Source organism: Octadecabacter arcticus 238 (assembly GCF_000155735.2).
GTDB classification, from domain to species: domain Bacteria; phylum Pseudomonadota; class Alphaproteobacteria; order Rhodobacterales; family Rhodobacteraceae; genus Octadecabacter; species Octadecabacter arcticus.
On the sequence record NC_020908.1, the window covers coordinates 1,130,250 to 1,142,206 of the forward strand.

The following is an 11,957-nucleotide window of genomic DNA, read 5'->3' on the forward strand; positions in this document are numbered from 1 at the left end:
TTCCTTCCGTCCAAGCAATGCGAGGGCTGGCACGCGCCCGGATTTTTAATCAATTTATCCAGCCGATTTCGGAGTTAAGTCCATGATGTTGATCGAAGAAACCACAGTGCCCACGGGCGCGTTGCCAGTTGCGTTTTTCAAAGAACACCTGCGCCTTGGTTCGGGCTTTTCCGATGCTGGATTGCAGGATGATCTGTTGGAGAGTTTCCTGCGATCCGCACTTGCTGCCATCGAGGGGCGCACAGGCAAGGCGCTGATAGAACGCACGTTCAGCTGGTCGGTAACGCGGTGGCGTGACAGCGGCGCGCAGGCATTGCCGATCGCACCTGTCAGCGCGATTGTTGATGTTGTGCTGCTGGATCGTCTGGACAACGAGGCGGTTGTCGATGCGAACAGTTACCAGTTGCGCCCCGATATGCAGCGCCCGATCTTGGCTGCCATTGGTGCGAGTTTACCGCCCATCGGCCAGAGCGATACGGTGCGGGTTCGCATGCTGGCGGGCTTTGGCCCGGAGTGGAGCGATTTGCCAGCCGATTTGCGCCAGGCGGTGCTGTTACTGGCGGCGCATTACTACGAATACCGCCATGAAGTTCAGTACGACGGCGGCTGCATGCCTTTTGGCGTCAGCGCGTTGATTGAACGTTACCGCACCATGCGGTTGCTGGGCGGGGGTGCCGCCTGATGGCCCCGCGATTGAACCGCCAACTGGTGTTGGAAAGCCCGACGCAGATCGCTGACGGGGCGGGGGGCTACTCGCAAGGCTGGGACGCACTGGGCACTGTGTGGGCCAATGTAGTGGCGCGCACCGGTCGTGAGGCGGTGGGCGTCGTGGCCCCGCTGAGCCGCGTGGCCTATAAGATTATAGTCCGCGCGGCGCCGGTCGGATCGGACGCACGCCCAAAGGCAAACCAGCGATTTCGCGAGGGTCTGCGGGTGTTCGTTATTCTGGCCGTGGCTGAGGACGACGCGGATGCTCGGTATCTGATGTGCACCGCGCAAGAGGAGACAGTGGCATGAGTTATGGCGTTTCAGCGGCATTGCAGACAGCCGTCTATCAAGCACTGGTCGGTGACGCGACGCTTGGCGCGTTGGTTGGGTCAGACATCTATGACGCCTTCCCGACGGGCACGTTGCCCGCGCTGTATGTGGCGCTGGGGCCTGAGGTGGTCAAAGACCGGTCCGACAAAACTGGTGGTGGCGCGACACATGAATTTACGGTGTCCATCGTGACCGAAAATGCAGGCTTCGCCACGGCCAAACATGCGGCGGCGGCGGTGTCTGACGCGCTGGTGGACGCCAATCTGACATTGGCGCGCGGCAGCCTGATTGCGCTGAACTTCTTTCGCGCCAAGGCGGTTCGGGTGGGGACCGCCGACCAGCGGCGCATTGATCTGACGTTCAAGGGGATCGTGCAGGATGACGGATAATCCCGCATCTCGAATGATTTATTTTTAAACACTTACGGAGTATTCGACATGGTAGCTCAAAATGGCAAGGATCTGTTGATCAAGATCGATATGACGGGTGATGGCCTGTTTGAAACCGCAGCCGGCCTGCGGGCCACGCGGATCAATTTCAACGCGGAAACAGTTGATGTGACGTCGCTGGACAGCACAGGTGGCTGGCGTGAAGTATTGGGCGGTGCGGGTGTAAAAACCGCGTCGATTTCAGGGTCGGGCGTGTTCAAAGACGAAAGCACCGACGAGCGGGTGCGCGAGATTTTCTTTGATGGCGAAACTCCGGATTTTCAGGTCATCGTACCGGATTTTGGCACCATCGAAGGCCCATTTCTGGTGAGTTCGATTGAGTATTCGGGCGCGCATAACGGTGAGGCGACATATGAGATGTCACTGACATCGGCGGGTGAGATTACCTTTGTTGCGTTTCCATAATGAACGCGGTCGCGCCACATTGCCCCCCGTTCAACCCCTGGGCAGGCGAGGTTGCGCTTGTCGTCGACGGGCAGCCCCATGTCTGCAAGTTGACGCTTGGCGCGTTGGCTGAACTTGAGGCCGCGCTGGGGGCGGACACGCTGGTCGAGCTGGTCAAACGGTTCGAGAGTGGCGGGTTTTCAAGCCGCGATGTGCTGGCGTTGATCGTTGCGGGCTTGCGTGGCGGTGGCTGGCAGGGATCGGCCAAAGATCTTGTGAGTGCGGAAATTGAAGGTGGCGTCGTGCGGGCGGCCGAGGCGGCGGCCGAACTGCTTGCGCGCGCGTTCGCCGCGCCATGACTGGATCAAAAACGGGACTGGATTGGCCGGGATTGATGCGCGCAGGATTATGCGGGTTGGGCTTAAAGCCGGATGAGTTTTGGAATCTGACGCCAGCCAAATTGTGGCTGATGTTGGGGCCAGCGGCGGGTGAGATGCCCATGGGCAAATCTCGGCTGGACGAATTGAGCCGCAGCTTTCCGGATCTGGAACGTGAGTTGGATATTGGAGCAGATGATGGATGATATTGACGGGCTCGACGCCCTAGAAAGCGAAGCCAAGGCCCTCGAGCAGACATTGGGGTCCGTGACGGCGATGACGGATGCGTTTGACAGCCAGTTGGGGCGTATGAAGGCCACATTGGGCGAAACGACGCGCGATCTGGGCAATCTGGAACGCGGTTTTTCCGGTGGCTTGCGTAAAGCATTTGACGGTCTGGTTTTTGATGGGCGGTCCTTGTCGGACGCTCTGGCGACAGTCGGCGAAGCGATGTCGCGCACTGTTTACAACAATGCGTTGAAGCCTGTGACTGATCATTTTGGTGGCTTGCTCGCGAGCGGTGTCAATTCATTGATTGGCAGTTTGACGCCGTTTGAATCTGCCGGTGCATTCAGCCAAGGCCGCGTGATGCCTTTTGCCAAGGGTAGCGTCGTATCGGGGGCGACACATTTCCCGATGCGCGGCGGCACCGGATTGATGGGTGAGGCAGGACCAGAGGCAATTATGCCATTGACGCGCGGCGCTGACGGCAGCTTGGGCGTCAAGGCGCAGGGCGGTCAGTCGGTAAATATCACCATGAATATCAGCACGCCGGATGTGGCGGGTTTCAAGCGCAGCCAGAGCCAGATTGCGGCGTCTGTTGGTCGGGCTTTGGGCCGTGGCCAGCGCAACCGCTAGGAAGGATCAGGCAGATGAGTTTTCATGAAATACGGTTCCCCACGACGTTGAGTTTTGGGGCCCTTGGCGGTCCTGAACGGCGCACGGAAGTGGTGACGCTGGCCAACGGGTTTGAGGAACGCAACACGCCGTGGGCGCATTCGCGTCGCCGCTATGACGCGGGCCTTGGGCTGCGATCCTTGGACGATGTGGCGGTGGTGATTGCGTTCTTTGAGGCGCGTCAGGGGCAGATGTTCGGGTTCCGCTGGAAAGACTGGTCAGACCACAAATCAGCCAGGCCGAGCCGCGCAATCACTGGCGATGATCAGGCGCTGGGCATGGGTGACGAAGTCCGCTCCGAGTTTCAGATCGTTAAGAATTATGCATCCGGAACAGCGCGTTATGCGCGACCAATGACCAAACTGGTTGCTGGCACAGTGTTGGTGTCTGTCAGTGGTGAGCCGCAGGTTGAGGGTGTTGATTACACGGTGGATGTCACCACAGGTCTGGTCACGTTTAACCATCCGCCGGATTTTCAGGCGGTCGTGACGGCGGGCTATGAGTTTGATGTTCCGGTGCGGTTTGACACCGACGCGATCATCACATCGATGACGACGTTTCAGGCTGGTGAAGTGCCGGATGTCCCCGTGGTTGAGGTGCGGGTATGACCGAGTTTCAGGCGCATCTAGGCACCGGAACGACCAAACTGGCGCGGTGTTGGGCGGTGCTGCGGCGCGATGGCACGACCTATGGGTTTACCGATCATGATTGCCCGCTGACGTTTGGCGGCATCACGTTTAAGGCGGACGCGGGCATGACCGCGCGCGCAGTTATGTCGGCAACCGGACTGTCGGTTGATAACTCCGAAGCGATGGGCGCGCTGAGCGATGCGGCCATCACCGAGGCGGACATTGAAGCGGGCAGGTTTGACGGGGCAGAGGTCAAGGCGTGGCTGGTAAATTGGGCAGATGTGGCGACGCGGACGTTTCGGTTTGCCGGCACGATTGGCGAGTTGCGCCGATCCGGTGGCGCATTTCACGCGGAACTGCGTGGGCTGACCGAACCGCTGAACCAGCCGCAGGGTCGCGTTTATCAGACACCGTGTTCAGCGATTTTGGGTGACGGGGATTGCGGGTTTGATCTGGATACCGATGGTTTTGCGACAGAAGTCGCGGTTGAAGGGCTGGTGGATCGCCGCCGGTTTACGTTTTTCGATATGGCAGGGTTTGAGCCTGCGTGGTTTGAACGCGGCCGTCTGCGCGTGATTTCCGGTGCGGCCGCAGGGTTGATCGGGCTGATCAAGCGGGATCGTTTCATAGGTGACACGCGCGAGGTTGAAGTTTGGGAGGGGTTTCGGACCGAAATCGCCGCAGGTGATATGATCCGGCTTGAAGCGGGTTGCGACAAACGGTTTGAAACCTGTCGCTTGAAGTTCGCCAACTTGCTGAATTTCCGCGGATTTCCGGATATTCCTGGCGATGACTGGTTGGTCAGCACGCCCGCAAATGGCGCTCAGACCGTAGGCGGAAGTCTGCGGCGCAGTGTGTGATCGTGACTGATATTGTCGCGATTGCGCGAACGTGGATTGGCACGCCGTATGTGCATCAGGGCGCGCGTCGCGGTGCGGGGTGTGATTGTCTGGGTCTGTTGCGTGGCGTCTGGGCTGAGGCGAGCGCAAGCCCGTTGCAGCCCGTGCCGCCCTACACGTCCGATTGGTCAGAACCGCAAGGTGATGAAGTGTTGTGGCAGGCGCTCGCGCATCAACTGATCGCCAAGCCACGCGATGCACCACAGCAAGGCGATGTGCTGTTATTTCGGATGCGGCAAGGCGGCGTCGCCAAACACGTTGGATTGCAGGCCAATACCGGCCCGCATGCGACATTTATTCATGCGTATCAGGGGCATGGCGTGCGCGAAAGTACATTTTCGTCACCTTGGAAACGGCGTCTTGTAGCGCGGTTTTCAACCCCTGAACGCCCTTAGGACAAGGTCTAGACATCATGGCAACGATTGTACTTTCAGCAGCCGGCATGGCGCTTGGCGGGTCTTTGGGCGGGTCCGTTTTGGGGCTTGGCATGGCGACGGTTGGTCGGGCCGTTGGCGCCACATTGGGGCAGGTTATCGACCAACGGATCATGGGGGCGGGCAGCGACGTCGTTGAAACCGGCCGCGTTGATCGGTTCCGGTTGACTGGCGCCAGCGAAGGCGCTGCGATTGCACAGCTTTACGGGCGTATGCCGATCGCGGGGCAAGTGATTTGGGCGACCGATTTTGTTGAGACGACGACGGTTTCCGGTGGCGGCAAAGGCGGGCCGAGCAAACCCAAGACCAAAGACTACAGCTACACAGTGTCGCTGGCGATTGCGCTGTGTGAGGGCGAGATTTCGCGCGTGGGCCGCGTTTGGGCTGACGGGGTTGAAATTGCCCGCGATGATTTGAACATGCGCATTTATGCAGGTGCACGTGACCAACTGCCTGATCCGAAAATGGAGGCCGTTGAAGGCGCTGGCAAAGTGCCCGCCTACCGTGGCACGGCCTACGTCGTGCTGGAGGATCTGGACCTCGGGCAGTTTGGCAATCGCGTGCCGCAATTCTCGTTTGAGGTCATGCGTCCGGGGCAAACTGACGGCGACACCGACACGGCGGTTCACGCTGATCTCGCCTCCTTGATCACAGGCGTCGCTTTGGTGCCAGGGACGGGGGAGTATTCGCTGGCGACCACGGCAGTCACAATCTCAAAAGGGTTCGGGCGGCGTGGTGTGACAAACGTGAACACGCCGTCCGGCAAGAGTGATTATCTGGTGTCTGTTGAGGCGCTGGAAGAAGAATTGCCAAACTGTGGGTCGGTCACAATGGTGGTGTCTTGGTTCGGTGATGATCTTCGTTGCGGGGACTGTCAGATCAAACCCGAGGTCGAACAAACCGCGGCCGACGGCATCGAAATGGAATGGTCGGTTTCAGGCGTCACGCGCAGCGCCACCGAGGTTGTCGCGATGGAGTCCGATCGCCCGATCTATGGCGGCACGCCCGCCGATGATGCGGTCATTGAAGCCCTGCGCGATTTGACTGCACGCGGCCAAAGGGCGGTGTTTTATCCGTTCATTTTGATGGAACAACTTGCGGATAATTTGTTGCCCAATCCATGGGATGGCGGCGTGGGTCAGCCGCGCCTTCCTTGGCGCGGTCGGATCACCACATCTTTGGCTCCGAACGTTGATGGCACGCTGGATCAAACCGCGACCGCAGATGATGAGGTTGCAGCGTTCTTTGGTGCGGCGCAGGTGTCGGATTTCGCGATTGTCGGGGGCAGGGTCGCCTATTCCGGCCCGCCTGAATGGTCATACCGCCGTTTCATCCTGCACTACGCGCATCTATGTGCGCTGGCGGGTGATGTGGACGGATTTTGCATCGGATCAGAGATGCGATCATTGACCCAAATTCGCGGCGCTGCGGGGTTTCCTGCGGTGCAAGCGATGATTGATTTGACCCAAGACGTGCGCGCGGTTTTGGGACCGGACGTAAAGATCGGCTATGCTGCAGATTGGTCGGAATATCACGGCTATCAACCCGGCGGAACGGCAGACAAAATCTATCATCTTGATCCGCTCTGGGCGCAAGAAGCCGTTGATTTCATTGGAATTGACCACTACATGCCGATGTCTGACTGGCGTGAGGGCGACGATCATCTGGATGCGGGCTATGGCTCGATCTATAACCTCGACTACCTTGCTGGCAACGTCGCGGGCGGCGAGGGGTATGATTGGTATTATCACTCCCCTGAGGCTGCAGCCGCGCAAATCCGCACGCCAATCACCGATGGTCAAAACGAGCCTTGGATTTTCCGCTACAAGGACCTGCGCAGCTGGTGGTTTCGCGCGCACCATGACCGCGTGAACGGCGTTCGCGCACTGCTGCCGACCGCGTGGGAGCCGGGCAGCAAGCCGATCTGGTTTACTTTCCACAAACGGGATTAAAGCCACCGGCTTCCAGCCGGTCCGCTTTAGCGTAATGTACTATAATCTTCCCTCTCATTTTTAAGACCCCGCGAAGCGGTAAGGGTCTTAAAAATGAGAGGGAAGATTATGATCTATTCCACAGGAAGCCATACCAAATTTTATCACCGATTTCACGTCGTCTGGACAACAAAATACCGATACAAAGTTATGCGCGGAGAGATGCGTGAGCGTATCCGTGAAATCATTATCCAAACATGCCAAGAACTTGGCGTGCATATTGAGAAGGGCGTATTGTCGACCGATCACGTCCACATGTTCATATCGGTCCCGCCTCAGATAGCTTTGTCAAAGGTGATGATGCGGATCAAGGGACGCTCGTCTTATAAGATACAGCGCGAGTTTCCCGAACTGCGCAAACGGTACTGGGGCCAGCGGTTTTGGGCTCGCGGATTTTTGCTCAACAACCAGCGGCAATGTCACTGTGAATAAGTTCAGATAGATGTGAGACAAAATTTTGTTGCCAAGATTTAGGCGACCTCGGAGACTGAGAATTGAAAGAAACCAGCTCACGAGGCCAATATGCAAATCATCGGACTGCACAAGAACGTTTATAAACTTTATGCTTGGGCGCGGACACAAGAATGTTTGGACGTGTACCGTATCAAATACGAATGTCAGGTTCGGCAATGGGACGACTTACGTACAGAGGGCGTTTCTCTATCAAAGTGCGCTGAATTCGTCGGCATCTCGCGCGCGACATATTACCGTCACAAGCGTATTTTGAAGGTTTTGGCGCAGGCAATCATACCGCCTTCAAAGGCTCCCAAACGCTGCAACAAGTCACAGTGGGGCGAGGCAGAAAAGCAATTGGTGCTTGAGGCCCGCCGCGACAATGAAACCTACGGTAAGGAGAAAATAGGGGCCATCTTGCGTCGCGACAAAAAGCAAACCATGAGCGATAGCACCGTGGGGCGCATTTTGAGCTTTCTAAGGAAAAAAGGCCTGATCACACGATCAAGATCTGCGCCCCAAAAGCGCAAGCGTAATTTTTCCAAGGGGCATGCCAAGGGATGGAAATATAGGGATTACAAAGATATTGTGGTTGGCGAGCGTGTGCAGATCGATCATATGACTGCCACGAAGAACGGCGTCACGTGCAAACACTTTCAAGCCTGGGAGAGGTGTAGCAAGCATATCCACGCGCAAGTTTATTCGAATGCCACGGCACGCTCTGCCAAACGGTTTTTGCAAGAACTCGTGGAAATAGCTCCCTATAAGATCATCTCAATTCAAGTCGATGGCGGGTCTGAGTTTATGGCCGATTTTGAGACAGCGTGCGAACAGATGGAGATCCCGCTCATTGTGCTGCCGCCAGCAAGGCCAAAATACAACGGTGGTGTCGAGCGCGGTAACCGCACCTTCCGCGAAGAGTTCTATGCATGTCGTGATCTCATTGCCGACAGCATAGGAGCGATGCGGTTTGAACTTCGAAAAGCCGTCGATAAATACAACACATTCAGGCCTCATCATGCCTTGAAAGGCAAGACACCAATGGAGTACATTCGAATCACTCAGGCCAAAGTCGTGTGAGTCTCAAAACACCTGAACCTATACAACTGACGCTGTCATACTTCAGTATCTTGAATTACATTCAAAAAGGGAACCTACCGGCGTCAGCCGGTAGTCGTTCAGTGAAGTGGGTTGCGCTGCGGTCGACAAAGGCACCAATGAGCCGAACCGTTTTGTTGATCTGAAATCGTCGGAGTCCGGATTGCCACGGGCGTCCAATGGCATCCGTGATGATTATATCCAGATGCAATATCTGCGGGCGCTGTACACACACTACGGCGATCCAGACCTGAACCCGACATCAATGGTGACTGGCATTCAAATGGTTGATCCGGATCGCATCCACGTCTGGGCCTGGGATGCACGGCCATTTCCTGCGTTTCCGGGCAATGCAGCACTTTGGTCGGACAATGTGAACTATGCGCGCGGGCACAGGATCAACGGACGTGCCGCGTCGCGCCCGCTGTCGTCTGTGGTGGCTGAAATTTGTGAAAACACCGGCCTCATGGCTTATGATGTCAGTGCTTTGCACGGCGTCGTGCGGGGCTATGGCATCGATGATATGACAACCGCCCGGTCGGCCTTGCAGCCATTGATGATGGCCTATGGGTTTGATGCGATTGAGCGCGACGGCGTGTTGGTGTTTCGGACCCGCACAGCGCGGCTGGATGCCAGCGTGGACAGCGCGACCTTGGTTTATGAAAAAGGCACGGAGGGCGCAATTGAGCTCACGCGCACGCCAGAGGCGGAGGTCTCGGGCCGCGTGCGCGTTGGCTACGTTGAGGCGGATGCGGATTACGAAGTGCGCACGACCGAGGCCGTGTTCCCCGACACGCGCGGGCAAACCACGTCCGGATCGGACTTGTCGCTGGTGCTGACCAGCGCCGAGGGTCAGCGCATCGCAGAGCGGTGGTTGAGCGAGGCCCGCGTGGCGCGTGACACAGCGCGGTTTACGCTGCCGCCATCGCTGATGTCGGTCGGCGCAGGGGATGTGATACGCCTGCCGGATGAATACGGCGACGGGCTGTTTCGCATTGATCAGGTCGAACAAACCGACCGACAAGCGCTTGAAGCCGTGCGGATAGAGCCTGCGATTTATGAACCGCAAGACGTCACGGAAAAGACGATTAACTTGCGCAACTTCGTCCCACCGGTTCCGGTCGAGATGATGTTGATGGACCTCCCACTGTTGCGCGGCGACGAAGACCCCGTCGCGCCCTATGTGGCGGCGTCCGGTGTGCCGTGGCCCGGCAGTGTTGCACTGTATTCAGCGACGCAGGATGCGGGGTACGGATTGAACCAGTTGCTGACGTCCGCGTCGGTTATCGGAATGACGCAAACTGCTTTGCCAAGGGTCAGCGCGGGGATTTATGATCGCGGTCCAGCGCTGCGGGTGCAGTTGATCCGTGGTGATCTGCAAAGCGTGTCCACAGACCAGATTTTGGGCGGTGCGAACCTTGCCGTCATTGGCGATGGGTCAGCGGAAAATTGGGAAGTGTTCCAGTTTGCGCAGGCCGTTATCATTGATGCTGACACATTCGATTTGACCCTGCGTCTGCGGGGGCAGGCAGGGACGGACGGTGTCACCCCCACTGAATGGCCCGAAGGATCAATTTTTGTGCTGCTCAACGGGGTGCCGGAACAGATCGAACTGGCCAGTTCCGCGCGCGGTGTGACGCAGCATTTCCGCTACGGTCCGGGCACGCGTCCGTTGGGCATGCCAGTTATCAATACCGCACCGAGGCTTTTAGCGGCATCGGGCTGCGCCCCTATTCAATAGCCCACTTGCGCGGCGTCTTGCGGGATGGTGATGTTGATCTGACATGGATTCGTCGTGCGCGCGTCGGCGGCGACAATTGGGGTACCGAAGATGTGCCGCTGTCAGAAGCGTTTGAGCGATACGTCGTGCGGGTCTTTAAGGACGACATTCAGGTGCGTCAGCTGGCTGTGTCCAATCCACGATGGACCTACACAGCCGCATTGCAGGCCACTGACGGGCCAGGTGCCACGCGCATTGATGTGGCGCAAATGTCCGAAACGTTTGGCGAGGGGCCGTCGTCAGGCCTCGTCTTGGCCACATGATGCGATCCGTGGGACTCAGCGATCTTGATCTTGCCGCACGCGCCCTGTTGGGGTTGCCGCAAGAAACATGGGCTGCGGCGGCAGGCCAGATGATCGAAGCCGCACACACTGCTGATCTGTGGCGCAAGCGCCATAGGCGCGCGCACCCTAGTGGCGGGACCGGATCGCTTTATGCGCAGGCCAGTTTGTGCCCGCGTGCGGCGTCATCGCCGCCAAGCGCTAGCTATTGTGCGGCGCTGCTGGCTGTTCTGCAGGCGCTAGAGCTGTGGCGCAATCGGGGTCATCGCGAATTGTGATATGCACGTTCACAGGTTTATTCTTGGACCATCCACCCTATGTAGGGTAGAAGAAAGCCAACAAAGTGAGGTGGTCCATGGCCCAGACAAATCCAAAACTCGCGCAGATCGATCCGGTTTGGCAGCGAATTTGCAACGAAGCCGAAGACGCGATCCGCAATGAGCCGCTGATCGGTGGCTTCGTGCATACGTCCGTTTTGCACCACAAATCGCTTGAGCATGCGCTGGCGTACCGTATTTCGATGAAGCTCGCATCCTCTGAGATGTCGGACCAAATGCTGCGCGAGATTGCTGATCTTGCATATGCTGCTGATCCCTATCTGGCCGAGGCTGCGCGCGCCGATATCGTGGCGATCTATGACCGCGATCCTGCAAGTCATCGATTCTTGCAGCCGCTGTTGTTCTTTAAGGGTTTTCAAGCTGTTCAAGCTTACCGCATTGGTAATTCGTTGTGGAAACAAGGCCGTAAAGATTTGGCCTATTATGTGCAGATGCGGATTTCTGAGATTTTTGGCGTGGATATTCACCCCGGTGCAACCATCGGCAAGGGGTTGATGATTGATCACGCCCATTCGATAGTGATCGGTGAGACGGCTGTGGTTGGCGACAATGTGTCGATGCTGCATTCCGTGACGCTGGGTGGTACCGGCAAAGAAGAAGAAGACCGTCACCCCAAAATCGGTGATGGCGTGTTGATCGGTGCCGGAGCAAAGATTTTAGGCAATATCACTGTCGGCCATTGCAGCCGCATCGCGGCGGGTTCTGTGGTGTTGGAAGATGTGGCACCAATGAAGACGGTGGCGGGGGTTCCGGCCAAGGTTGTCGGCGAGGCGGGCTGTTCGCAGCCGTCGCGCACAATGGATCAGTTGTTGCGCACCCACGGGTAGTTTCGAATTTACGACGTAAATCCGAGGAGGCGGGGGCCAACCCCCGTCGCTGCGCGACTCCCCCGAGATATTTTGAAGCAAA

General features: G+C 57.6%; 15 protein-coding genes and 3 pseudogenes. All 18 read left to right on the top strand.

Annotation, left to right across the window (positions count from 1 at the left end; translation table 11 throughout):
• Positions 1–82: 82 nt before the first annotated feature.
• Complete coding sequence (locus OA238_RS05945; protein WP_015494485.1) at positions 83–682, top strand: head-tail connector protein; 600 nt, start codon at positions 83–85, stop codon at positions 680–682.
• Positions 682–1,017: a head-tail adaptor protein gene (locus tag OA238_RS05950; protein ID WP_015494486.1), complete on the top strand. Its 336-nt coding sequence runs from the start codon at positions 682–684 to the stop codon at positions 1,015–1,017. The genes OA238_RS05945 and OA238_RS05950 overlap by 1 nt, the downstream gene beginning before the upstream one ends.
• The gene (locus OA238_RS05955) at positions 1,014–1,427 is read left to right on the top strand and encodes a DUF3168 domain-containing protein (protein WP_015494487.1); all 414 of its coding nucleotides are present in this window, start codon (positions 1,014–1,016) and stop codon (positions 1,425–1,427) included. The genes OA238_RS05950 and OA238_RS05955 overlap by 4 nt, the downstream gene beginning before the upstream one ends.
• 48 nt (positions 1,428–1,475) lie before the next feature.
• Complete coding sequence (locus tag OA238_RS05960; protein WP_015494488.1) at positions 1,476–1,892, top strand: phage major tail protein, TP901-1 family; 417 nt, start codon at positions 1,476–1,478, stop codon at positions 1,890–1,892.
• Positions 1,892–2,230 carry a gene transfer agent family protein gene (locus OA238_RS05965; protein ID WP_015494489.1) on the top strand — a complete coding sequence of 113 codons (339 nt, stop codon included), beginning with the start codon at positions 1,892–1,894 and terminating at the stop codon, positions 2,228–2,230. Before OA238_RS05960 ends, OA238_RS05965 begins: the two co-directional genes overlap by 1 nt.
• Positions 2,227–2,454, top strand: a complete 228-nt coding sequence (locus tag OA238_RS05970; protein WP_015494490.1) for a rcc01693 family protein — start codon at positions 2,227–2,229, stop codon at positions 2,452–2,454. The genes OA238_RS05965 and OA238_RS05970 overlap by 4 nt, the downstream gene beginning before the upstream one ends.
• Positions 2,447–3,106, top strand: a complete 660-nt coding sequence (locus tag OA238_RS05975) for a phage tail tape measure protein (RefSeq protein WP_015494491.1) — start codon at positions 2,447–2,449, stop codon at positions 3,104–3,106. The genes OA238_RS05970 and OA238_RS05975 overlap by 8 nt, the downstream gene beginning before the upstream one ends.
• Positions 3,107–3,120: 14 nt before the next feature.
• Positions 3,121–3,753, top strand: a complete 633-nt coding sequence (locus OA238_RS05980) for a DUF2460 domain-containing protein (RefSeq protein ID WP_015494492.1) — start codon at positions 3,121–3,123, stop codon at positions 3,751–3,753.
• Positions 3,750–4,634, top strand: coding sequence for a DUF2163 domain-containing protein (locus OA238_RS05985; RefSeq protein ID WP_015494493.1), 885 nt, complete (start codon positions 3,750–3,752; stop codon positions 4,632–4,634). Before OA238_RS05980 ends, OA238_RS05985 begins: the two co-directional genes overlap by 4 nt.
• A 2-nt stretch (positions 4,635–4,636) precedes the next feature.
• Positions 4,637–5,068: an NlpC/P60 family protein gene (locus tag OA238_RS05990; protein WP_144055846.1), complete on the top strand. Its 432-nt coding sequence runs from the start codon at positions 4,637–4,639 to the stop codon at positions 5,066–5,068.
• 17 nt (positions 5,069–5,085) lie between these two features.
• Positions 5,086–7,041: pseudogene (locus tag OA238_RS05995) on the top strand (baseplate multidomain protein megatron); the annotation flags it as partial.
• Between the two features lie 126 nt (positions 7,042–7,167).
• Positions 7,168–7,540 (top strand): annotated as a pseudogene (gene tnpA, locus OA238_RS06000) (IS200/IS605 family transposase).
• Positions 7,541–7,620: 80 nt separating this feature from the next.
• A complete protein-coding gene (locus OA238_RS06005; protein WP_015494495.1) occupies positions 7,621–8,631 on the top strand; it encodes an integrase core domain-containing protein in 1,011 nt (336 codons plus the stop codon).
• A 25-nt stretch (positions 8,632–8,656) separates the two neighbouring features.
• Positions 8,657–8,725, top strand: a pseudogene (locus OA238_RS34940) (IS200/IS605 family transposase); the annotation flags it as partial.
• Positions 8,726–8,737: 12 nt separating this feature from the next.
• Entirely contained in the window at positions 8,738–10,390 is a 1,653-nt protein-coding gene (locus OA238_RS06010; RefSeq protein ID WP_051076402.1) for a phage tail protein, read from the top strand.
• A 17-nt stretch (positions 10,391–10,407) separates the two neighbouring features.
• Positions 10,408–10,692 (top strand): hypothetical protein, encoded by a 285-nt coding sequence (locus tag OA238_RS28710; RefSeq protein WP_187293152.1) that lies wholly within the window; start codon positions 10,408–10,410, stop codon positions 10,690–10,692.
• Positions 10,693–10,700: 8 nt separating this feature from the next.
• Positions 10,701–10,988 (top strand): DUF7742 family protein, encoded by a 288-nt coding sequence (locus OA238_RS06015; RefSeq protein ID WP_144055847.1) that lies wholly within the window; start codon positions 10,701–10,703, stop codon positions 10,986–10,988.
• Positions 10,989–11,065: 77 nt separating this feature from the next.
• On the top strand, positions 11,066–11,875 hold the full coding sequence (cysE, locus tag OA238_RS06020; RefSeq protein ID WP_015494496.1) for a serine O-acetyltransferase: 810 nt from the start codon (positions 11,066–11,068) through the stop codon (positions 11,873–11,875).
• Positions 11,876–11,957 lie beyond the last annotated feature (82 nt).